We start from the raw sequence: 20,870 nt of genomic DNA on the forward strand, positions 1-20,870 counted from the left end.
GGATCACGTGCCCTTCTTCACGCATTCGGCGATATACGACCCGGCTTTGGAGGTACTGACTCCCTTGCCGCCAAGATCCTTTGTCACGACACCGTCTTTGATGCTCTTCTCGATGGCCCTGACAACAGCGGCAGCAGCTTCGCGTTCGCCAAGGTGATCGAGCAGGAGCGAGCCCGCCCATATCGTTGCGATGGGATTGGCAACGCCCATGCCCTTGTATTTCGGGGCGGAGCCGTGGATGGGCTCGAACATGGACGTACCCTTCGGGTTGATGTTGCCGCCCGGGGCAAGGCCGAGCCCGCCCTGGATCATGGCGCCAAGATCGGTGATAATGTCCCCGAACATGTTGGGGGTGACCACGACATCGAACCATTCGGGGTTCTTGACAAACCACATGGTGACCGCGTCAACGAAGTTGAACTCGGTCGTTACATCAGGATATTTCTTCGCAGTCTCTGTGAATACATCCCGCCAGAGGCCGTACACGTCGGAGAGAACGTTGGCCTTGTCCACCGACGTCAGCTTCTTCCTCCGCTGCATCGCGAGGTCGAACGCATACGTCTGGACCCTTTGGGCCCCCTCGCGGGTGATAACCCCGATCTGGTATGCCAGTTCATCGGCATCGCTCTGTACATCCAGGCCGAACTTCACATTGTAGATATCGCGGACGACATCGAGTTCAATCGTCTGGTGTTTTTTGAACCGGGATCCGATTCCGACGTAGAAGTCCTCCGTGTTCTCGCGGACAACGATGAAGTCGATATCCTTTGGCCCCTTATTGGCCAGCGGGGTCTCGACACCTTCGAGAAGGCGGATGGGGCGGAGGTTGATGTACAGGTCGAAATGAAATCGCAGAGCGAGGAGGATGCCTTTCTCCAGGATCCCGGGTTTCACACGCTCGTCTCCGATGGCCCCGAAATAAATCGCCCTGAACTTCTTCAGTTCCTTTAAGTCCTCTTCTGTGAGAAGTTCCCCGGAGGAAAGGTAGCGGTCGGCACCGATATCGAAATCAGTCCAACGGATATCGAAGTTGTACTTCTCCCCGGCAGCCTCGAGTACCTTTTTCCCCTCGGCCACGATCTCCGGCCCGATCCCGTCCCCGCCGATTGCGGCTACCGTGTACATGCCGGCACCTCCTGTAACGATTTTGCGTACTCCACGAGTCCGCCGGCATCGATGATGCCCTGCATGAACTCCGGTACCGGCTCGATGGTATATCTCTTCCCGTCCGCCTCAAGGTACCCCTTTTTGATATGCAGGGCGATCTTCGCACCGTCGGATATCCTGTCTGCATCGGGGCATACCACCGGAAGCACGCCGACGTTGATCGAATTCCGGAAGAAAATCCTGGCAAACGAGCGGGCAATGACAACCTTCACGCCGGCTCCCATCAGGGCGAGCGGGGCGTGTTCGCGCGAGGAGCCGCAGCCGAAGTTGCGCCCCCCGACGATGACATCTCCTTCCTTCACCTTCTTTGCAAATTCGTCCCTGGTCCCTTCGAACGCGTGCTTTGCCAGCTCGTCCGGGTTGTTGATGGTGAGGAACCTGCCGGGGATGATGGCATCGGTATCGATATCGTCGCCGAACTTCCAGACCCGTGCATTCTTCAAAACCTGCGTTTCCGGGAGCATGACCCTTTTTACCGGGACCGTCTTTTTTGCTGCCATGTCACACCTCCCTCGGGTCGGTAATCTCGCCTCTCATCGCGCTCGCAGCAGCCGTTGCCGGGGAGCAGAGGTAGACCTTGCCCTCCGTGCTACCCTGCCGGCCCTTGAAGTTCCGGTTCGATGTTGCAAGCGACACTTCGCCGGGAGCGATCAGCCCGAAGGCCCCGCCCATGCACGGCCCGCAGCACGGTGCTTCGACAAGTGCGCCTGCCCTCACGAACCGCTCAATGAGCCCCGCTTTCAGGGTCTTGAGGTACTCGTCGCGGGAGGCCGGGATGATGATCACGCGGCATTTCGGGCTGAACTTCTTCTTTCCCAGCACCTCAGCAGCTTCCGCAAGGTCCTCAAAGCGCCCGTTGGTGCACGAGCCGATGAATACCTGGTCGACATGCGTCCCGGCGACTTTGCTGACCGGGACACCGGTATCGACGTTGTGCGGGACTGCGACCTGCGGTTCAAGATCGGAAACATTGTATGATCGTCTCTCTGCAAACTGTGCACCGTCGTCGCTGTCCAGCGTGAACGGTTTCATATTCCGCCGGCCCTTCATGTACTCCCATGTCACTTTATCGGGGGCAACGATGCCGGCCTTGCCCCCCATTTCGATAGCCATGTTGCACAATGTCATCCGTCCCGCCATGCCCATCCTGCGCACGGTCTTTCCCGTGAACTCGATGGCCTTGTAGGTCGCCCCATCGGCACCGATATCGTGGGCGATCGCGAGGATCAGGTCCTTTGCCCCGACGCGGTCCGAAAACTTCCCCGATACCTCGGCACGGATGGTCTCGGGCACCCTGAAGTAGAGTGCACCGAATTTCAGCACAAATCCCATATCGGTCGATCCGATGCCGGTTGCAAAGGCCCCGGCCGCCCCGTACATGCAGGTGTGGGAATCAGCTCCGACAACGATCTCGCCCGGCGCGGCCCTGCCCTTCTCGATCGTCACCTGGTGGCAGACACCTTCGTTGATGTCGTAGTTGAAGATATCCTGCTCGGCGGCGAACTTCCTCATGTAGACGTGGTTGCTTGCCGCCTCAATGGAATCAGCCGGTATCTGGTGGTCGAAGAGCATGATGACACGCTTCGGGTCAAAGACCTTCCTGCCGCCCATCTCGTAGAACTTCTGGATGGCAAGCGGGCCGGTGATATCGTGGATCATCGCCCCGTCAATCGGGGCCATGACCACGTCGCCTGCCTTCACGTCGCTGCCGCATTTTTTCGAGAATATCTTCTCTACGATAGTTGCTGTCATGCTCGTTCGTCTGTAGTATTGGGCGTACGGGATAATCTATCTTTACAGTGGTGCACCTTGATTGCGTGACATTCGCGACGGATCGCTTTATGCAGAAATGATCGCCCCCGTTGCACCAGCCCTTCCCCCGTTGGGGGCGGAGGCGCTTAGGATTCCGCAGCATTACCGGTTATCAACCTTCCCGATTTGTGTACAGGTAATGCGGCGTCATTGCAACGGGGTGCGCGAGCGACAGCAGTGGAACCCCCTTGGAATGGACGGGAGTTCACACCCGATGTATAAAAAACCAGATACTCTCCGGATATTTGCGAGGGCTCCCTGCCTCATGGCCTCTCCGGGTTGTCGAATCCCAAAGGGATTCAACGCGAGAAGAACCTTTCTGGTTCTTCAAGCAATGACGGGACCAGAGCAGGTTCCGGGAAACCAGTTATTGAAAGCCGCCGCGGGGCGCCCTTCGGGGCGGCGGCAGTAATCAAAAAGGGGGTATGGGGGCATCAGCCCCCATCATCTATTTTTTTAAGCGCGATTTTCAGGAGAAACCCTATCAGCAAGTCTGACTCCCTTTGAAGCATCATGTGCATTTCTACAAGCAGTATGTCACAAGACGGCGGTTTTTTTAAAGAAGCGCCCTTCGTGACTGCTCAGAGGAACTCTCGGCATAACTGCGACTGGATTCGCACCTAAAGCAACCTTTAATCCAGATTCCGAAGAAGATTATGCGAAATACCATGAAAGGAACTATCCGAATCCTTACGCTGGGCCTCATCGTTGCCCTTGCTCTCGTCGGCTGTGCATCTGCAGCCTCTGAAACGACAAACGAGCATGTTATACAGACCACCGGTACCGGCAATGTTATTACAACTCCCGACCGGGCACAGGTCACGTTTGCAGTCCAGACGGAAAACCAGGACGTCAAACTGGCCCAGACGGAGAATGCCGTGAAGATGTCAAAGGTGCGTGATGTACTCCTTGCATCGGGAATACCCAGGGATGCGCTCAAGACAACCGGCTACAACATCTACCCGATCTATGAGGACTCCGTCGGACTCTTAAAACCGAAGATCAAGACGTACCAGGTCACCAACCGGCTGACCGTTACGCTCCATGACATCAACAAGACCGGAGAGGTCATCGATACTGCCGTGGCAAGCGGCATCAACCAGGCAGACTCTATCCAGTTCATGCTCTCCGATGAAAAGTCACAGCAGGTGCGGACCGAGGCCCTCAAAGAAGCGGTTGCCCGGGCAAAATCCGATGCTGACACCATCTCCGCTGCCATGGGGACTGTCATCCGGGGTGTCCAGCGTGCGGAGACCGGCAGCAGCTATTCCCCGGTCTACTTCCAGAACTATGCTCTCGATAATGCAGCGCCGCGGGCTGTAGCGGAGACGCCTATCCAGTCGGGAGACATCACTGTCTCGGCGTCGGTGACCATCACCTACCTGATCTGACCGGCTGACGTCCCGGTCAGTTTCACAACTTTTTTAAAATAGCAGCGTGATCATTTGATAAAAACCACCTGCATATTGTCCATGCATCCGGGCACACTATCTGCGCGAATACAAATTTCGAATATCCCAAAAACAGCGGATACAATAGGATTGATTTTATCATGGAGCGGAATATCGGGTTCAAGGAACGAAGGTACATTGAGGAGTTGAGGATCCTGACAAAAGCAACCGCGCTCGACTGCGTCATCGATGACCGTTTCGACCGGGTCATCTATGTCATCCGGCAGGGTGACATGGGGCTTGCGATCGGTAAAAAAGGCGAGAATATCCGGCGGCTCCAGAACGTGCTCGGCAAGAGGATCGAGATGGTCGAACACGCGGAAAAGCCCGAAGAGTTCGTTGTGAATATCTTCAAGCCGGCGGAAGTGACCGGCATCGAACGCGGGGCAGACGACGCGCCGGTGAACGTGTTCGTGCGCCAGCGCAGTGATCTCGGCATCGCAATCGGGAAAGCGGGATGTAATATCGAGAAAGCACGGATCCTCTGCCGGCGGTTCTGCGGATTCGAGATCGGGGAAGTGCTCCTCCCCCGGGAGACCGCATGAAGAAGAAGGTGGATCCGAAGATACTCGCAGAGATCTGGGAGGTCATCTGCAGCCGGGCAGAGAACCCGACGCCGGACTCCTATACGAGCCGGCTCCTGACCGACAAGAAAGGTATCGACAAGGTGCTCGAAAAGGTGGGCGAGGAGTCGACAGAGTTCATCATTGCCGTAAAAAACGGCGTCCCGGAACGGACGGTCGAGGAGACCTCCGATCTCCTCTTCCACATTCTCGTTGCGCTCCGGGCTGCGGATGTCGACTTTGACGACGTCATCGCTGAACTGGAACGGCGGCGCACCTGATTCTTCTCTCTTCATTTCCCCGCTTATTTCTGCAGAAATGTAGCAAGATCCATGATATTCGGGAGATCGGTGTTCTTCTGCCCGGCAGCCGCAAATACATTCTCGTCAACGAATATCGGGATATCCGCCCTGAGGGCAAGGGCAATCCCGTCGCTGGGCCGGCAGTCGAGGTATTCCTCGTGCTGATCCGAAACAAGGACCAGCTGGGCATAATAGACGCCGTTGTCGATGCTGTCGATCTGCAGGGACCGCATGCTGATGTTGAATTTGGCGCACAGGTCCAGGAAGAGGTCGTGCGTGAAAGGACGGGGAAGCACCTCCTTTATCCTGGCGCTGTTGATGGATACCGCCTCCCAGATGCCGATAAAAATAGGAAGGATGCGGCCATCTCCGTCATTAAGGATGACCAGCGGTACGGTTGAGGCATCGTTGAAGGCGACGAACACGCCCTGGACTTCGCACCGTACCTGTGTCATACCGTGCACAGTGATTGCCCTTCTCCCAGATAATGGTTAAGGTCGGGGCCGGAATTTTACTGGCATTTCCTTGCTTCCCGGCGCACGATGATGAGGCTGGACATGATACCCAGCGCGATGTTGAAGTAATACAGCACGACCCGCCAGAGAACCACAAAGACGCCGACGATCGAGGCCGGGATGAAGAGGGCGTACATGGACGTGGCACCGACCTCGGCAATACCGGAACTGCCCGGAGTCAGCGGCATCATCATCAGGATGGCGAGGATGAGCTGGATGACAAACGACTCGAGGACAAGGGGCGGCTGCCCGAGCCCGACGAGGATGAGGGAGGCGGTTACGATCTCGGATACCCAGTAGAGGAGGGTGAACAGAAATCCCCAGATCAGCCCTCCCTTGGCGGTATGGACAAAGCGGATGGTTGCGCTCTGAAAGTTATCGATCTCCTTGTCGGCCCGGGCAAGGAGTGCTTCGACACGTTTGCTCTCCCAGGTCCTGGTGAAAAACTGCGTGCACCAGGAAACAACTTTTTTTACCATATCGGGACGCTGCACAGCGAGATAGAATAAAAAGAGGCATCCTGCTACAAAAATGCCGGTAATATAGACCATGATCTCCGAGATCATGCTCAGGCTCTTCCACTGGCTGGTGAGGAAGATCATGGAAAAGGCTGCAAGAACTGCAAGGGCAATCCCGTCAAGAACCCTCTCCATGATGACGATGGCGGTCGCGTCGCCGAGCGGGACATTCGCTTTGTAGAGCTCATGGATGCGGACGGGCTCTCCCCCGGCCTGTGCCGGCGTGATTGCTGCCGCGAGAAGGTTGGCAAAGACAAGGTTGAGGCTGTAGAAGAACCCGATCCGGTACCCGAGGGACAGTGTCATCTTCTGGACCCGCCATGCCCAGAAACACATCGTCAGGATATGGGTCAGGAACGCGAGGATGAGAAACAGCGGGTTTATCTCCCGGAGATATGTGATGGTTTTTTCATTGATGGTGAGGAACAGGATGATGACAAGGACGAGCAGTGAAAACCCGACCGAGATGAACAACCATTTCCGCTGCGATGAATCCATGCCGGTTGACCCCCTGAAAAAACCCTGGTTGTGTCAGGTATTTCTAGAAATTATAATGCAAAGTATAAACGCTTTTACTCCTGATCCCACAGAATGCAACGGGATAATCCTGCCCGCCTGCGACCAAAAAACCTGTGCCAGTCATTGGTATTGTCAGACCGTGAAGAGATCGTGATGATCCGAGATCGTGAACAGGCCGGCCGTGACCCCTGCATCCAGCCACCCGTGCCCGTAACTGAAGCAGGCAAGGGCGTCTTCGGATTTTCCGGCCATGAGATATCTCCCTCCCTGGAGAGCGTACAGCGAGGTTATGAAGAGTACCTGATCTGCAAACCTGGAATGGATTGTTGCGGGCTCCCCGGCAGTTTTCACCGATGCCTGCGCCGTATCAAGGAGTCTCTGATAGCGGCGGGTCTTTTCATCAAGCTTACCGGTACACTGCGGGGGAATGATCTCGCAGGGAGACAGGAACGGGCAGCCGGCCGGGATGCCCGTCTCCAGCAGGCCGTACGAGATGCCGAAGTGGAGCCAGCCGGAACCGTACCATGCGCAGGCGAGGGCGTTGACGGGATCGCCCGACACAAGGAATGTCCTCCCGTCACGTTCGTATGCCCGGGCCATGACAAGGACCGCATCGGCACTCCGGTGAAGGGGGGTACCCTCCGGCGCCATCACGGATGCCGTGTCAGCCAGCGTGGCGAGGAGATCCAGGCAATTCCCGGTTTTCATAAGCCGGCAAACATCTCCAGGTACCGCCGTTCCATATCGTGCAGCTCAGCGGGAATTACGAGGATATGCAGCGGCGGGCCGAAATCCTGCGAGCGTATCTTTTCTGCAGATCCGGCCCGGACCATGACATCATCCGAGCCTGCACGTGCGATGCCGACGTAGAGCGGGATCTCTGCCTGCCGATCGTGAGCCATGTGCTCCAGAAGCCCGACGGCCTCGGGAATCGTCATGAACCGGTCCGTCCGGATGTCAAGGTACACGATGGTGTGGAGGCGGGATGCGAGGTTTGCGGTGATAACGTCGAAAGGTGTCGTGGGGAACCAGTTCTTCTGCGGGAAGGGCAGGGAGCAGGACTTGCCGAAGCGGTAATTCTGGAGGCCGGAGAGACCGCAGACCGCGCTCGCGATGGAAGCGGCGTGGATGATAGCAGTCCTGATCCCGCGTTCGGCTGCCCGGATCCGAAGATCTGCGTGGGTTGTCGAGACCATCGGGTCACCTGCACAGAGGAAGACGACCTGGTCCTCCTGTGCGAGGTCAAGGAGGTGGTCCGGGTGCTGCTCGACATCCTCCCGGAAAAGGCGGTGGACCGGCTTGTTGTAATATGCAGCAAGATCGTCTGCCGACGATCCCATCAGGCAGGACGTGTAACTCTCGAGGAAGACATGGTCAGCCTGCCTGATACAGGCAAGGCCTTTTACCGAGACATCTGTTTTGTCAAAAAGGCCGAGCCCGACAAATGTCAGCATGATGACGCTCTCTGGAATGAGGGAACAGTCAGCCGGTTCGTAAACATTCTTCCACCCGTCAGCAGGTGAACTTCGTGATGTGCCGGCACAATGAACAGCCGGCCGCCGGCTTCCGGTTCCATGCTGTATCCCACCGGACTTTTTTGAGGAATTCTCCCGCCCGGTATAGCATCGATGAGCGTGATTCCCGACGATATCATGGGATGATGGTCACCCGGCCTTTGGCAACCGAAAATTTCAGCCACTCGCTCGTGACACCGCGGATGCCCAGAATCCGGAGGTAACTTATGTTATTCTCGATCTTGACTTCGATGACGCAGTTCATCAGCTGCTTGATCATCGAGAGCGTCTTGTCGTCAAATGATTCACTGTTCAGCAGGTAGATTCCCACACCCTCGATCTTCTTGAGTTTGGCCGTGAGCACGTGGAGGAACTGGTACAGGACCTCGAGACGACGGTACATCAGGAGCGTTGAGATGGAGTTGACGCAGAACCGGATCGGCGGGGGGAAAAGGCCTGCCTCCCCCTCCGAGAACTCGCCTTCGAATATGGTCTCGATCATGTTGGAGAACTTGATGCCGATGCCGGTCAGGTCTGTGGGGCTTGAGACAAATACGAGGCGCTGGGTATCCGCAATGGAGGGAGTGGAACTCTTGGTGATGGCGTCGATGACTCCGATAAACCGCTTGTCCGCACCGGTGAGCCGGAACGCATCGACAACCTCGGCAGCCCGTTCGTTGGTGGAGAGGATGATGGCATATTCCCCATCAAGGGGCCTGATCAGGGCATAGGCAAGGACATCTGCAAAACTCATCGGGGGCGCAAGAATAAGGATATTGGTCCCGGCCTCAAATCCTCCGGTGACGTCATCAATCTGGGAGATTCCTGTTTTATAAGAGTACATTGATCGTTTGATCATTTCATGAGAATGTTTATAATTGCTCCTATTGCCACGGCCGGATATACGGCAGAGAATGGTGGGCAGAATGGTGGGCCAGAATCCCGGCGCGTCCGGCCGGCCCGGCCATGCAGCGCCCCTGCCAGCCCGTAAACCCGGCAGGGGGATCATTCCGGTACCAGGAACCGGCAGAAGCGTATGTGAAAAAAGTGACCGGATTGTCAGGTGCATGGGGGGGGTCGGATTTATTTTTTTTCGATTGTGTAAAAACAGGAGCCGGAACCTGCCGGAAAATTCCGACGAACGTTCAGTTCCCTGCCGGGTGCAGGGCCAGTACCTTCCATGGAATAATGAGAAAAATAAATTCGACCCCCCTCAGGAAAATCCCATGGAGTGCCAAAGAACATAGAACCCGGGCCTGTTTTTCTGACGTAAGGTTGATACACTGCTGCCTGTTGAAAGAGCGGAGTATCCGGAGGGGGTCGGATTTATTTTCCACCGGGTCAGCATCATCATCTGCCGCACGTGCGGATCGGATCCGCGATCCGTGAGGTCCCGAACATCCTGTTCTGCCGGTTTCTTCGTACCGGCGCGGACTGGAAAAATTTAGGGCTTCCGAAATATTCTTAATTTAGGTAGACCTAAAAATAATGGAATGGCATCGGAGCAGCTGGAAGAGTACCTCGAGAGCATCCTGGATATCGAGGAGAAGGAAGGGGTGGCAAAAACCTCGGCGATTGCAAAGTGCATGAAAGTTGCGCCTGCAAGCGTGACCGGGGCACTCCAGGCACTCGCCGACAAGGGTTTTATCGAGTATCAGCCGTACAAGGGTGCAACGCTGACCGGCCAGGGACGCGAGATGGCACGGAAGGTCAAGCGCCGCCACCGCCTTCTCGAGGTTTTTCTCACCGACGTGCTCCATATCAGCACAAAGAACGTCCACGACGAGGCCTGCAAAATGGAGCATACCCTGTCCGACGAAACGGAATGCGCCCTCTGCAAGATGCTCAACGCACCGTCCCGGTGTCCGCACGGGAGCCTGATCGGGGCATGCAACCGGGACGTTGAGAGCTGTTCTGCCTGCCTTGAGGAGAACGCACCCCCCTCCACCACCCCCCGGGACGAACCCCTGGTCCCGGTTACGTCCATCCAGCCCGGCCAGAAGGCAACCATCGCGTTTATCCGGGGCGACAGCAGCGTTGTCCAGCGCCTCGCGGATCTCGGTCTTACCCTCCGGGCTGAGATCCAGCTGATCAGGAAAGCCCCGCTTTCAGGCCCGATCGAGATCGGCGTGCGGAAGACACGGCTTGCTATCGACCGCGCTATCGCAGACCACATTTTTGTCTCGGTATGCCGGGAGAAGGCTTCATGATCGGTGCGGGAGACGGCATGAACAACCGCCCGGGAACCCGCGCCCCGGGCGACCGGCGCGAATATGTTGTCGCCCTTGCCGGCAATGCCAATGTCGGCAAGAGCGCAACCTTCAACCAGCTGACGGGCGTTGACCAGGAGATCGGCAACTGGCCGGGAAAAACGGTCGAGCGGGCGGAAGGCATCCTTGAATACCAGGGACAGCGGATCCGGGTGATCGACCTCCCTGGCATCTACTCCATCACAGCTCTCTCGACCGAGGAGCAGGTCTCCCTCGAGTTCATCGCCCACGATCATCCCGATGTTGTCGTGAATATCGTGGATGCATCGGCACTTGAGCGGAACCTCTTTTTTACGCTCCAGCTCGCGGAGCTGGGAAGCCCGATGATCCTGGCGCTCAACCAGATGGATCTTGCCCGGAAAAAAGGGATCACCATCGATACCGGCAGATTATCGAATCTGCTGGGCGTTCCGGTCATCCCGACAATTGCGGTCCAGGGCAAGGGAATTGCCGGACTCTCGGATGCGATCATCAGGGCGGTTCAGGACCGCCCGGAGCCTCACACGATCCTGTACGGAAAGGAGGTGGAAGACTGTATCGCGAGGATTCTGCAGCAGATTCCGGACGGGGCAGGCGGGTACCCCCCGCGATGGACTGCCATCAAGCTGCTGGAAGGCGACCCGGATACTCTCTGGGTTGTGAGAAAACAGGCGCCCGGCGCTGTGGATCTGGCGCGGGAGTGTGCCCGGGAACTGGAGACGATCCACGGGGAACCGGCAGGCACAGTACTGAGCGGCGAGCGCTACCATGCTGCAGAGAGGATTGTCCGTGACGTGATGGAGATCCATACGCCCCGCGATCATGAGGCCGGCCTCACGGAACGGATCGACCGGCTGGCACTCCACCCGGTGCTCGGGTATCTCCTGCTCATCATGACCATCGGCGGCCTCCTGGTCTGGACCTTCGTTATCGGCGCATGGATCTCCGGAATCCTTCTCTTCTGGCTCTCTCTCATCGCCCCTGTAGAACCCCTCATCACCGGGTCGTTGGCGGATATCGTCCTGAACGGTGCCTGGACCGGTCTTGTCGCCGCCCTGACGCTCATCATCCCGTACGTCATTCCCTTCTATCTCTTCCTTGCGCTGATCGAGGACTCCGGGTTCCTGACCCGGTTCTCGCTGATGCTGGACCGGGGCATGCATAAGATGGGGCTCCACGGCAAGGCGATCATCCCGCTCGTGCTGGGGTTCGGCTGCACCGTGCCGGCATGCCTCTCGTGCCGGATCATCGAGTCCCCCAAGCAGAAGTTCCTCGCAGCATTTCTTGTCACCCTCGTTCCCTGCTCGGCGCGGACTATCGTCATCCTCGGAATCGTTGCTGCCTTCGTGAATATCTGGTGGGCGCTGGCGCTCTACCTCTTCGATTTCATCGTTCTCGTGGTTCTCGGCAGGATCGCGTTCCGTGCACTTCCCGGCGAGTCCGTGGGGATGATCATGGAGATGCCCGATTACCATTTCCCCCGCATTCCCGGCGTGATCGGGCAGACATGGAAGAGGACAAAATCCCTGCTTGGCATCGTGATGCCGTCCTATATCCTCGGGAGCATCGTGATCACGGCCGCATATGCCCTGGGATACCTCGGCCCGGTCAATGCCCTTCTCTCGCCAATAACCGTGGCCCTCCTCGGCCTGCCGCTGATGACGGGCGTCGTATTCATTTTCGGCATTGTCCGCAAGGAGATGACCATCCTGGCGCTTGCTGCTATCTTCGGGACCACGGTCTTCTCAACCATCATGACCCCTGCCCAGCTGATCGTCTTTGCCCTCGTGACTATGTTCTATGTTCCCTGCATCTCCACGATCCTGGCGCTTGCCCGCGAGTTCGGCTGGCGCCGGGCTCTTGGGATCACCCTCCTTGAGACCGCCCTTGCCATCGCCTTCGGGGCAGCGGCGATCCGGCTCCTTGGTCTGTTCCTGTGATGATTCCGGAACCGCACGGCAGCGATCACGTTCCCGGCATACGGCTCTGTAGAAATCCTTAAACAAACACTCAGAGGAATTTACGAAGGTGACCCCCTCTCTCCCCCGGAGGGGGAGGCAGCCCACGGGGGCAGGCCCCCTTGACCCCCATATTCGTTTTTTTAAGATGTCCGGAAAAGGTAGTGTTCCACGGGACGGGGGTCGGCAGACCCCGGGCGCCCGAGGCTGTATTATACGTTTAAGCGATATCTCAGGAGGTTTTCTCCACAGCGCGGCATCCTTAACGCTCTTTAACTTCAAACACCATACTTTTGGAAGAGATGTTGTACTGGCTGTATGCCCGCCTGCTCAAACGGCAGATTACCGTTCTGCCGGGACAGGTCTGTTTCATGATCGGTGCAAAGGACATGGCGGATGCGCCGGATCACCTGTACCGCGTGACATCATGGTGCAATGAGATCTCGTCATCCGTGGCAAAGCGCACCCCTCCGGGATCCGCGGGGATCCGCGGCCTCACGTTCCATATCGCAACGCCGGAACCCTGCGATCCTGAACGTTTTTTGCCGGCAATCCGGAGAATTGGGACCATAGCCCGGCTCAGCCTCCATTACGGAGATCGCAAGGAGGTGACGGGGACCGGCATGGACGTCGTGGTTGCCATCGGCAAGAGCGGGAGGGAGGAGATCACCGAATGCATCCGGCGCATGGCACGCGATCACGTCCCGCCGGAGAACGTGGACGAACAGCTTCTTGATTCCTATCTCACGTTCCGCTATACGCCGGATATCGTGATCAAGAGCGGCGGCGATCACCTGACCGATTTCCTCATCTGGCAGTCGGTCTATTCCGAGCTCTTCTTCTCCGACGTGAACTGGAAGTTCTTCCGCTCCGTCGACTTCCTCCGGATCCTCCGGGACTACCAGTCCCGCATCCGCCGGTTCGGGAAATGAGACGGTTACTTCAGCCGGATCCCGGTCCAGCACGGGACGCCGTCGATATTCTCTTCTGAAAGCGCGAACTGGTTCTTGAGGGCGATGGTGACGGTTCTCCGGTCCGGGACCGTCGTGACCTGGTGCTCGCGGCAGAACCGGGTGAATACCCCGTACAGTTCGTCCTTGCTGACGGTCGCTTTCGGATCGTCCGTGCGGGCGATCTTCTGGGAGAAGAAGACCTTCATCCGGTCCCCTTTCGGCTGTTTCTTTGCGGTGCCTGCACGCCCTTTGCGGGAAGCAGGCTTTTTCTCAGCGGGGGAGGGTGCCGCGATCGTCTCGTCGGCCGGAGAGGGAACAGGCCTGGCGGCGGGAACGGTAACCGGCTCCTGCGATTCCTCCGGGGCCCGTTTCACCGGGGTCTTTGCCAGAGCGACCCTGGCAGGGGCAGCCGGATCATCGGCATTGATGACCGGGTGCAGTTTTTTTGCCGGGCCTTTCCCGGTTCCGTCTGGTGCCCGGGGCAGGGATCCGTTGCGGGCGATGATAACCGGCCGGGGCAGGTTATTTGCACCGGCCTCCTTCGCGGGGTATTCAGCCCCCGTGAGGACGGCGAGAGCCCGGTTGCACGCATCGCTGATATCGATCCCCTTTTCAGCCGCCAGCCGGCAGATATCTGCCCGCAGGACAACCACCGTCTCGTGCCAGGCTTCCCGTCCCCCCTTCTTTCCCGTCATATCCGATCAATTCCAGATCTGTCGCTGGGATGCAATATAGTACGCGATCCGATTCTTACCCCCCGTGATTTCCCGCGTTCTTTGCCGCCACCCGCTGGTCGTGGATCCGCATGGCACGCAGGAAATCGATCTTCCGGAACATCGGCCAGTACGGGGCGCAGAAACAGACCGCGGATTCGTGGCCGCCCGCAAGCCAGGGCAGGAAATTGGAGGTCCGGTAATCGTTGCCGGTCCGGATGATCAGGTCAACGGGAGGTATGCCTTTGCCGCCGTGAAGGTGTTGCTCGACCGTGTGAACACCGATGGCATCCGGCGCAAGCCTGCCGGCGGCAACCTCGGTCAGGATCTCCCGGGCGGCGAGCACGATCTCGTTCCGCCCTCCATAGGCAAGCGCGATGTTCAGGAAGAAACCGTCATGGTCGCGGGTCAGGTTTTCGGCATCATCGACCGCTTTGCGGAGATCGTCCGGGAGGAGCGAACGGTCGCCGACCATCTGGATCCGGATCCGGTACTTCTTCAGTCGCTCGTCCTGCACGACCTGGTTCAGTTTCTCCTTGAACAGGTCGAAGAGGTGCCGGACCTCGTTTTTATCACGCGAGAAATTCTCGGTTGAGAAGGTGTAGAGCGTGATATGCCGGATGCCGAGCTCGTGCGCCCAGTCCAGGATCTCCTCGGTCTTGTCCGCTCCCGCACGGTGGCCGCTCGCGGTATCGATACCCACCATCTTCGCGTAGCGCCGGTTGCCGTCCTGGATGATGGCGACGTGGTTGGGGACGTGCCTGCACTGGAAACGGAGGAACCGTTCGTAGAGCGGTTCGATCAGGCTCCTGAAGTTCACAGGGGGGTCACCTCGACGATCATGCCATTGTTGGGATACCGCTCGATCACCAGTTTTTTCCCGTCGAGCTCGTCTGCATATTTCTCCAGCAGCCACCATGCCGTCTCGACCCGGTCGGGGAAGACTTCGTAGCTGTCCGGCTCGAACCGCTCCCGGAAGAACGGCGCGATGGGGCCTGTGCTGCCCGATCCGGGTTTGTAAATCCCGTACACGATGGTCCCGTCATCCGTGATCTCATCAAACGGCCGGGCCGTGTTCCCGGCGATCCGCTTCAGCCGCTCCCGGAGCTGGACGGAGTCCTTGAAGGCCGAGGAGCACCAGTGGACCTTGTCGTGACGGCAGATCTCCTCTGCCCATCCCCTCGCCCCTTCGATGGCATTATGCAGCGGATCGGCAAGATCGTAGCAACGTTCCCGCATGTGGAAGGCATTGCTCTCCCCCCATTCGAGCTCGTTGATGTTCAGGAAGTCAAGGAACGGGAGTGCCGGTATGAGGTGTTCGAGCCCCGGCAGGGCCGGGACCTCGATCCCGGTATCGAACCCCATCTCCTTCGCATGCCGGGCCGAGACCATGAACGGGGAGTCCAGGATATCCTTCCAGTCCTCCGGTGGCGGATGGAGCCGGATCTCGTCCACGAGCCCCTGCATCTGCGCCAGTTCTTCCACGGACGGGGCTTTTGCCGTGTACAGGTGGATCTGGTGCCCGGGGCCGAAATGCTCCTTGAGCATCCGGCAGTATTCCGTGACCTTGTCAAGGCAGAGGAGCGGTTCGCCGCCGGTGATCCCGGTCCCGAGGGCGCTCATGGACTCCGCCTCCTCGATGATCTGTGCAGGTATGTCAACCGGACGCTCGTTTGCAAAGACCGTGTCCGTCCCCTTGCGTTCAGAGGAGAGCGGGCAGTACCAGCACGTCCGGTGGCAGCGTCCCGTAACAAAGAGCACCATCTTTGCGCCCTGGTGGCAGAGAACACAGCCTTGGGAAAGGGACATGGGTTTCCTGAATACGATCCGGAGATATTGGGATTGTACCCTATTTTTTCGCGAGCTGAGCAGAAAACCCTTCTGAAAGGAACCACCTCCAAAGGAACCGGGATTCGTGCCCGTTCCTGCGATCACCCTGCAGCCTCCGGACCGGAACCGGTCTGGCGTCTTTTATAGACCCCGGAGATATTTTTCCGGCGAACAACATTTATATGCGCCATAACTAAACGCATCACTAGATTATGATGCCCTCCTGCCGGGATCGCCGGCCAGCTGATCGTGCCCTCTCCGAAGTCATCGGTTTTGTCCTCATTCTCGGGGTTCTTGTCCTCGTCTTCTCGCTGTACCTGACGTACGGGATCCCGGCACAGGGCCGCGAAAACGAGATCCTCCACATGAACGAGGTGAAGGACCAGTTCGTGGCCTACAAGATCAGCCTCGACTCCCTCTTCAATAACAACAAGGTCGGGACAACGCTCGGCAGCTCTTTCTACCTCGGTACCGGTGGCGGGTATACCCAGGGCATGGTGAGTTTCATACCGATCATGAACCCGGTCAGCTCCGGCGGAATCATCGCCATCAACCAGCGGACTCCCGTCCACGAGACCCTGAATATCTCGTCGCACTCGCTTGTGCTGAATGATACGTACCGGATGTCGGTTCATTTCGGGGAAGGTGTCCCGCTGGTCCCCAATTATCCTCCTGACCACCTGTATGTCAATATCTCCGGGGTCCAACCGGTTGATTTGGGCCCCTCGGGGACATTCGGCGCGAACATTACCGGACGGGACTGGGTGGCCTATATCAACATCACCCCGAGACTGACCTATTACCAGAATTATACTCTGAATCCCCCGCCCATGGCCGGAGGCCAGTATACCCTGAGCCTTGTGGATGCGTATAACTATAACCGGTCGGACATCGCAATCTCGGTGAAAAAGGGAGGCGTCCCAATCCTTCAGGATTTTACAGTATACACCAATATCTCGTCGAATACAGTCTATCCGGTAGATTTGATGGACGAGGCCTATGGTCTCAAAACCCTGATCCGCCCCCATGAAATGGTCAACCTGAGTGTGGGAAAGCCCCTGAATGCGGTTTCAGCATCCGGCAACGCGACCTACGACTTTGTCGACATGAACCCGTACACGATCACCCCCATCGCCCTCGGATCCATCGAGTACAGGGCCCAGAACAACTACTGGATCCCCCAGGATTACTATTACCAGATGGGGGGCGTCTTCCTTTCGCAGGCCGAGGGGAATGTCTCGTACAAGCTGCCACCGGAGATCTCGTTTACCAACGATTCGGCCCGCAACCTGATATCCGTCAATATCAACGCTCTCTCGTTCAACCCGGACAACCGCGGTCTCATCGGCGGCAACAGCCCCGTCCAGGTCAGGACGAAACTGGAATCGGTCTATCCGATCCCCTACGTGAAGGGAGACGAGATCACCGGCAATACAAAGCGCGTCTGGATCGGTGTCAACACGAGCGATCCCAAGGCCAACGCCATGTGGGAGAGCTTCTTTGACAGCACCGCGAAGGGCAGCGGGATCCCCGCGGGCGAATATAATGTCAGCAGGGTCAGGAACGAGAGCTATATCGAGATCTTCGGGCCTTCAGCCGATCCAGATGTGAACGATATCCGGCTCACGGTGACCAATGCAACCTATTCAACCTGGGTCCACGGAGTAGGCGGAGTCTATGAATGACCGGAGCAAAAGAGACGCCGGCCTGTCCGATGCCCTCGGCGCCGTTATCCTGATATCGGTGGTTGCGCTGGGGATCACGGTCGCCAGCGTTGCGATCCTTTCGAGCCCTGTCCCGCAAAAGGTGCCGGCGATCAGCGTTGATGTCTTCAACACGAGCGACACGGTCTTCCTCCGGCACAGCGGCGGGGATACCCTGGCCCGGGGGGAGTACCGGATCCTTGCTGACGATATTGACCGGACTTCTGAGTTTCTGATGCAGGGTATTCAGCCCTCCCGGTGGTCCCTTGGCGATACACTGGAATACCATGTCGCTTCCCCAAATGATATCCCCGGTTCGATACAGATCATTGCATTCAACGGCAGGAGCGAACAGGTCATCCTGCAGGTACATCTGCTGCCGCCCACCCTCGCACCCACCCATACGGTTACACCCACGGGGACAGCAACAACCTCTCCCACGGCAACAACATCCACGACGACAACTCTTCCGGCACCCTCTGCCGGGTTCTCCGGCATCCCGCTCTCTGGCACCCGGCCCCTGACGGTCCAGTTCACGGATATGTCAACCGGTTCGCCGACATCCTGGTCGTGGGACTTTGGCGACGGCGGGAGTTCCTCCCTGCAGAATCCGTCACATGTATATCTCACGACCGGGACGTATACAGTGACCCTTACCGCAACGAATGCCGGCGGAAGCGATACCGAGACCAAGACCGGGTATATCACAGTGACGGATGCAGCACCGGTTGCCGAATTCAACGGAACCCCGAGGTCAGGCACCCGGCCCCTGACGGTCCAGTTCACGGATATGTCAACCGGTTCGCCGACATCCTGGTCGTGGAACTTTGGCGATGGCGGAACCTCGACCGTGCGGAACGCATCTCACACCTATACTGCAGCCGGGAACTACACGGTCAGCCTCACCGCAACGAATGCCTGGGGAAGCGATACCGAGATGAAGGTCGGGTATATCAACGTCACCAGCCCCGTGACAACAACAACGACAACTCCTGTCCCGGTGCATCAGGTGACGCTCAACACGGACCGGCAGGGCGATCTTGTCGAGGGAACCTACATGCAGTTCCGGGTGACGGGATTGTACTCATCAATCCGGCACGGGTCTACAACCTACAACCTCAATCCGGGCGATACGGTCCGCCTCACGGTTGGTAATGATGGCAAAGGACTCCTGTATGCAACATCAACGCAGATCAGTACCTTTGACTTCAACGGGGTCCGGCTTTCAATAAACGGAGTGGACTACGGTACTGCCAACCTGAACAGTATCTGGATCAGCGGCTTTGACAGCTATGTTTCGACCCTGACAGTGGATGTCCCGTCACACAGCGCATGGACACAATTGGTTGTCGACGGGACAACCATCATCAGTGGCACGAATTCATCTCACATCGTGGTCGTGGGCCTGACGCCCCTGTCTTCAGGAGGAACGATGAACCTCGACACAACCTCGGGACGCGTTTATTATGTGGGCGGGGCAGCCTCGTATTCAATAACCTGATCCGTATATAAATTCCCGGCAATCCCAATGTATTAGAACAAGTGTGCAGATACGCTATCCATCTCAGGAGTATTCACGGGGAACTTATCTATGACTTGCAGGAGACGGGATTCGGGCGATGTGGCAGCATCGGAAGTACTGGGTGGGGTCATGCTCATCTCCGTTGTTGTCATGGCCGTAGCCATTATCGGTGTTGTCCTGACCTCGCAGGGAACCCCGCAGAAACTTCCGGCAGTGAGTGCCGTTATCTCCAGCACCGGCGATCGGATCACCATTTACCACGACGGCGGGGATTCGCTGAAGAGCGACGAGATCTCGATCCTTGTCAACGGCGTTGCAATCCCGTTCAGCAGGGGCGGGAGCCCTGCTCCGTGGACGTGGACGGTCGGCGATACCCTTGTCAACGCCACCCCGATCGCCGGGACACCCCAGACGGTCCGGGTCATCTACGTGCCCGGTGCATACACGCTGGCATCTGCCAATTTCGGCGAGATTGGGCCCGGCCCGTCCCATACCATCATCACTCCCCCGACAACATCCCCCGCACCCGTCGTCACCGGCATCACGCCTTCCGCGGGCGTTACCGGAAGCACGGTATCCGGCGCAAGCGTCACCGGTGCAAATTTCCAGAGCGGGGCAACCGTGCGGCTGACCCGTTCAGGATATCCCGATATCCCGGGAACCGCAGTTGGCTTCGTATCATCAACCCAGCTCACCGCAACGTTCAGCCTTGCAGGGGCAGCAGCCGGACAGTATACGGTTGTCGTCAGAAACCCGGACGGGCAGACCGGAACACCTCTCGCGAACGGCTTTACCGTCAGCAACGCGGCCCCCACGGTCACCGCGATCTCCCCGGCTGTCGCGTACAGCGGGGTGCCGGTTCAGATTGACAGTATCACAGGAACGAATTTCCTTTCCGGGGCGACCGTCAGGCTCAGCCGTGGCACGTCCACGATCACTGCAACGAACGTGACCGTGGTATCCCCGACGCGGATCTCCTGCACGGCTGACCTGCTCGGTGCAGCAACCGGCCAGTGGAACGTGACCGTCAGCAACCCTGATCTCCAGTCAGGTACCGGCACCAACCTCTTCAGCGGTATTGAAGCAGGAGCTTTCCCGATGACACGTACGCTGGGTGTGAACCTGAAACTCTCGTTCTAAACTTAAAACAGGCAACAAATGAAAAAACTAAGAATATTGATCATCTGCGGGCTTGTTCTCGGATCACTCTGGTCATGTACCGGTAATTTTGAGGAGATCAACACCAACCCGAACAGGACCCTGGTAGGCATGATACAGCCTTCCGGCATGTTCGAACCCATACTATACAACTCGGCCAACCAGTGGCTGAACCGCACCTGGTACTACAACAATGAGCTGATCCAGTTCACGGCACATACCGGTGGCGTTACCAGAAGGGAGCATCTTTACTTCCTGGAAGACTCAAGGGACTGGTACGGATTCTGGAACCATTACGCCACCTACGGCAAGAACATCATTCATATGTATGACCTGGCACAGAAGGAGGACGACCCTTCGCTTGAGGCCATTGCGCTGACCTTCAAGGTTCTGTTCATGTCAAACATGACTGATATGTTCGGT

Annotated in this window: 21 protein-coding genes; 10 read left to right on the top strand and 11 right to left on the bottom strand. The window is 57.8% G+C overall.

What is annotated here, in order from left to right:
• Positions 1 to 3: 3 nt before the first annotated feature.
• The 3 genes from A4E33_RS03360 to A4E33_RS03370 are packed head-to-tail and all read right to left on the bottom strand — an operon-like array spanning position 4 to position 2,919.
• Positions 4 to 1,125: an isocitrate/isopropylmalate dehydrogenase family protein gene (locus tag A4E33_RS03360; protein ID WP_292346266.1), complete on the bottom strand. Its 1,122-nt coding sequence runs from the start codon at positions 1,123 to 1,125 to the stop codon at positions 4 to 6.
• Positions 1,113 to 1,631 (bottom strand): 3-isopropylmalate dehydratase small subunit, encoded by a 519-nt coding sequence (locus tag A4E33_RS03365; protein WP_292346293.1) that lies wholly within the window; start codon positions 1,629 to 1,631, stop codon positions 1,113 to 1,115. Before A4E33_RS03365 ends, A4E33_RS03360 begins: the two co-directional genes overlap by 13 nt.
• Before the next feature lie 37 nt (positions 1,632 to 1,668).
• A complete protein-coding gene (locus tag A4E33_RS03370; protein ID WP_292346267.1) occupies positions 1,669 to 2,919 on the bottom strand; it encodes a 3-isopropylmalate dehydratase large subunit in 1,251 nt (416 codons plus the stop codon).
• 728 nt (positions 2,920 to 3,647) lie between these two features.
• Between A4E33_RS03370 and A4E33_RS03375 the strand changes: the two genes are divergently transcribed.
• From A4E33_RS03375 to hisE, 3 genes are all read left to right on the top strand, one after another.
• The gene (locus tag A4E33_RS03375; RefSeq protein ID WP_292346268.1) at positions 3,648 to 4,370 is read left to right on the top strand and encodes an SIMPL domain-containing protein; all 723 of its coding nucleotides are present in this window, start codon (positions 3,648 to 3,650) and stop codon (positions 4,368 to 4,370) included.
• Between the two features lie 161 nt (positions 4,371 to 4,531).
• Positions 4,532 to 4,975: a NusA-like transcription termination signal-binding factor gene (locus tag A4E33_RS03380; protein ID WP_292346269.1), complete on the top strand. Its 444-nt coding sequence runs from the start codon at positions 4,532 to 4,534 to the stop codon at positions 4,973 to 4,975.
• Positions 4,972 to 5,274 (top strand): phosphoribosyl-ATP diphosphatase, encoded by a 303-nt coding sequence (hisE, locus tag A4E33_RS03385; RefSeq protein WP_292346270.1) that lies wholly within the window; start codon positions 4,972 to 4,974, stop codon positions 5,272 to 5,274. Before A4E33_RS03380 ends, hisE begins: the two co-directional genes overlap by 4 nt.
• Before the next feature lie 23 nt (positions 5,275 to 5,297).
• On the opposite strand, the gene A4E33_RS03390 is transcribed toward hisE, so the two are convergent.
• The 5 genes from A4E33_RS03390 to A4E33_RS03410 all read right to left on the bottom strand — a co-directional run bounded on the left by A4E33_RS03390 (position 5,298) and on the right by A4E33_RS03410 (position 9,205).
• Complete coding sequence (locus A4E33_RS03390) at positions 5,298 to 5,750, bottom strand: bifunctional nuclease family protein (protein ID WP_292346271.1); 453 nt, start codon at positions 5,748 to 5,750, stop codon at positions 5,298 to 5,300.
• A 56-nt stretch (positions 5,751 to 5,806) separates the two neighbouring features.
• On the bottom strand, positions 5,807 to 6,826 hold the full coding sequence (locus tag A4E33_RS03395; RefSeq protein ID WP_292346272.1) for a flippase-like domain-containing protein: 1,020 nt from the start codon (positions 6,824 to 6,826) through the stop codon (positions 5,807 to 5,809).
• Positions 6,827 to 6,979: 153 nt separating this feature from the next.
• Positions 6,980 to 7,555 (bottom strand): DUF357 domain-containing protein, encoded by a 576-nt coding sequence (locus A4E33_RS03400; RefSeq protein WP_292346273.1) that lies wholly within the window; start codon positions 7,553 to 7,555, stop codon positions 6,980 to 6,982.
• Positions 7,552 to 8,301, bottom strand: coding sequence for a diphthine synthase (gene dph5 / locus A4E33_RS03405; RefSeq protein WP_292346274.1), 750 nt, complete (start codon positions 8,299 to 8,301; stop codon positions 7,552 to 7,554). Before dph5 ends, A4E33_RS03400 begins: the two co-directional genes overlap by 4 nt.
• A 196-nt stretch (positions 8,302 to 8,497) precedes the next feature.
• Entirely contained in the window at positions 8,498 to 9,205 is a 708-nt protein-coding gene (locus tag A4E33_RS03410; RefSeq protein ID WP_292346275.1) for a hypothetical protein, read from the bottom strand.
• Between the two features lie 649 nt (positions 9,206 to 9,854).
• Here A4E33_RS03410 and A4E33_RS03415 point away from each other — a divergent pair.
• From A4E33_RS03415 to A4E33_RS03425, 3 genes are all read left to right on the top strand, one after another.
• Positions 9,855 to 10,571, top strand: a complete 717-nt coding sequence (locus tag A4E33_RS03415; protein ID WP_292346276.1) for a metal-dependent transcriptional regulator — start codon at positions 9,855 to 9,857, stop codon at positions 10,569 to 10,571.
• Positions 10,568 to 12,550: a ferrous iron transport protein B gene (feoB, locus tag A4E33_RS03420; RefSeq protein ID WP_292346277.1), complete on the top strand. Its 1,983-nt coding sequence runs from the start codon at positions 10,568 to 10,570 to the stop codon at positions 12,548 to 12,550. Before A4E33_RS03415 ends, feoB begins: the two co-directional genes overlap by 4 nt.
• Positions 12,551 to 12,870: 320 nt before the next feature.
• Positions 12,871 to 13,500 (top strand): undecaprenyl diphosphate synthase family protein, encoded by a 630-nt coding sequence (locus A4E33_RS03425; protein ID WP_292346278.1) that lies wholly within the window; start codon positions 12,871 to 12,873, stop codon positions 13,498 to 13,500.
• A gap of 5 nt (positions 13,501 to 13,505) precedes the next feature.
• Here the strand turns inward: A4E33_RS03425 and A4E33_RS03430 are convergent, their stop codons facing one another.
• Genes A4E33_RS03430 through A4E33_RS03440 form a run of 3 tightly spaced genes read right to left on the bottom strand, consistent with a single transcriptional unit; the run spans position 13,506 to position 16,043 of the window.
• Positions 13,506 to 14,216 carry a hypothetical protein gene (locus A4E33_RS03430; protein WP_292346279.1) on the bottom strand — a complete coding sequence of 237 codons (711 nt, stop codon included), beginning with the start codon at positions 14,214 to 14,216 and terminating at the stop codon, positions 13,506 to 13,508.
• Positions 14,217 to 14,271: 55 nt separating this feature from the next.
• Positions 14,272 to 15,054, bottom strand: a complete 783-nt coding sequence (gene uppS / locus A4E33_RS03435; RefSeq protein ID WP_292346280.1) for a polyprenyl diphosphate synthase — start codon at positions 15,052 to 15,054, stop codon at positions 14,272 to 14,274.
• Positions 15,051 to 16,043: a radical SAM protein gene (locus A4E33_RS03440; protein WP_292346281.1), complete on the bottom strand. Its 993-nt coding sequence runs from the start codon at positions 16,041 to 16,043 to the stop codon at positions 15,051 to 15,053. The genes uppS and A4E33_RS03440 overlap by 4 nt, the downstream gene beginning before the upstream one ends.
• Positions 16,044 to 16,276: 233 nt before the next feature.
• On the opposite strand from A4E33_RS03440, the gene A4E33_RS03445 reads away from it, so the two are divergent.
• From A4E33_RS03445 to A4E33_RS03460, 4 genes are all read left to right on the top strand, one after another.
• The gene (locus tag A4E33_RS03445; protein WP_292346282.1) at positions 16,277 to 17,749 is read left to right on the top strand and encodes a hypothetical protein; all 1,473 of its coding nucleotides are present in this window, start codon (positions 16,277 to 16,279) and stop codon (positions 17,747 to 17,749) included.
• Positions 17,742 to 19,268, top strand: a complete 1,527-nt coding sequence (locus A4E33_RS03450; RefSeq protein ID WP_292346283.1) for a PKD domain-containing protein — start codon at positions 17,742 to 17,744, stop codon at positions 19,266 to 19,268. Before A4E33_RS03445 ends, A4E33_RS03450 begins: the two co-directional genes overlap by 8 nt.
• A gap of 90 nt (positions 19,269 to 19,358) precedes the next feature.
• Positions 19,359 to 20,429 (top strand): type IV pilin N-terminal domain-containing protein, encoded by a 1,071-nt coding sequence (locus A4E33_RS03455; RefSeq protein WP_292346284.1) that lies wholly within the window; start codon positions 19,359 to 19,361, stop codon positions 20,427 to 20,429.
• Between the two features lie 18 nt (positions 20,430 to 20,447).
• Positions 20,448 to 20,870: SusD/RagB family nutrient-binding outer membrane lipoprotein (locus A4E33_RS03460; RefSeq protein WP_292346285.1), on the top strand; the 423-nt coding region annotated here is incomplete at its 3' end.

Source organism: Methanoregula sp. PtaB.Bin085, from assembly GCF_002067035.1.
Lineage (GTDB): Archaea > Halobacteriota > Methanomicrobia > Methanomicrobiales > Methanospirillaceae > Methanoregula.

Excerpts from the sequence above, each read along its gene's own strand:
- A4E33_RS03360 (WP_292346266.1), bottom strand. The coding sequence starts at position 1,125 with ATGTACACGGTAGCCGCAATCGGCGGGGACGGGATCGGGCCGGAGATC.
- A4E33_RS03365 (WP_292346293.1), bottom strand. The coding sequence starts at position 1,631 with ATGCTCCCGGAAACGCAGGTTTTGAAGAATGCACGGGTCTGGAAGTTC.
- A4E33_RS03370 (WP_292346267.1), bottom strand. The coding sequence starts at position 2,919 with ATGACAGCAACTATCGTAGAGAAGATATTCTCGAAAAAATGCGGCAGC.
- A4E33_RS03375 (WP_292346268.1), top strand. The coding sequence starts at position 3,648 with ATGAAAGGAACTATCCGAATCCTTACGCTGGGCCTCATCGTTGCCCTT.
- A4E33_RS03380 (WP_292346269.1), top strand. The coding sequence starts at position 4,532 with ATGGAGCGGAATATCGGGTTCAAGGAACGAAGGTACATTGAGGAGTTG.
- hisE (WP_292346270.1), top strand. The coding sequence starts at position 4,972 with ATGAAGAAGAAGGTGGATCCGAAGATACTCGCAGAGATCTGGGAGGTC.
- A4E33_RS03390 (WP_292346271.1), bottom strand. The coding sequence starts at position 5,750 with ATGACACAGGTACGGTGCGAAGTCCAGGGCGTGTTCGTCGCCTTCAAC.
- A4E33_RS03395 (WP_292346272.1), bottom strand. The coding sequence starts at position 6,826 with ATGGATTCATCGCAGCGGAAATGGTTGTTCATCTCGGTCGGGTTTTCA.
- A4E33_RS03400 (WP_292346273.1), bottom strand. The coding sequence starts at position 7,555 with ATGAAAACCGGGAATTGCCTGGATCTCCTCGCCACGCTGGCTGACACG.
- dph5 (WP_292346274.1), bottom strand. The coding sequence starts at position 8,301 with ATGCTGACATTTGTCGGGCTCGGCCTTTTTGACAAAACAGATGTCTCG.
- A4E33_RS03410 (WP_292346275.1), bottom strand. The coding sequence starts at position 9,205 with ATGTACTCTTATAAAACAGGAATCTCCCAGATTGATGACGTCACCGGA.
- A4E33_RS03415 (WP_292346276.1), top strand. The coding sequence starts at position 9,855 with ATGGCATCGGAGCAGCTGGAAGAGTACCTCGAGAGCATCCTGGATATC.
- feoB (WP_292346277.1), top strand. The coding sequence starts at position 10,568 with ATGATCGGTGCGGGAGACGGCATGAACAACCGCCCGGGAACCCGCGCC.
- A4E33_RS03425 (WP_292346278.1), top strand. The coding sequence starts at position 12,871 with ATGTTGTACTGGCTGTATGCCCGCCTGCTCAAACGGCAGATTACCGTT.
- A4E33_RS03430 (WP_292346279.1), bottom strand. The coding sequence starts at position 14,216 with ATGACGGGAAAGAAGGGGGGACGGGAAGCCTGGCACGAGACGGTGGTT.
- A4E33_RS03440 (WP_292346281.1), bottom strand. The coding sequence starts at position 16,043 with ATGTCCCTTTCCCAAGGCTGTGTTCTCTGCCACCAGGGCGCAAAGATG.
- A4E33_RS03445 (WP_292346282.1), top strand. The coding sequence starts at position 16,277 with ATGATGCCCTCCTGCCGGGATCGCCGGCCAGCTGATCGTGCCCTCTCC.
- A4E33_RS03450 (WP_292346283.1), top strand. The coding sequence starts at position 17,742 with ATGAATGACCGGAGCAAAAGAGACGCCGGCCTGTCCGATGCCCTCGGC.
- A4E33_RS03455 (WP_292346284.1), top strand. The coding sequence starts at position 19,359 with ATGACTTGCAGGAGACGGGATTCGGGCGATGTGGCAGCATCGGAAGTA.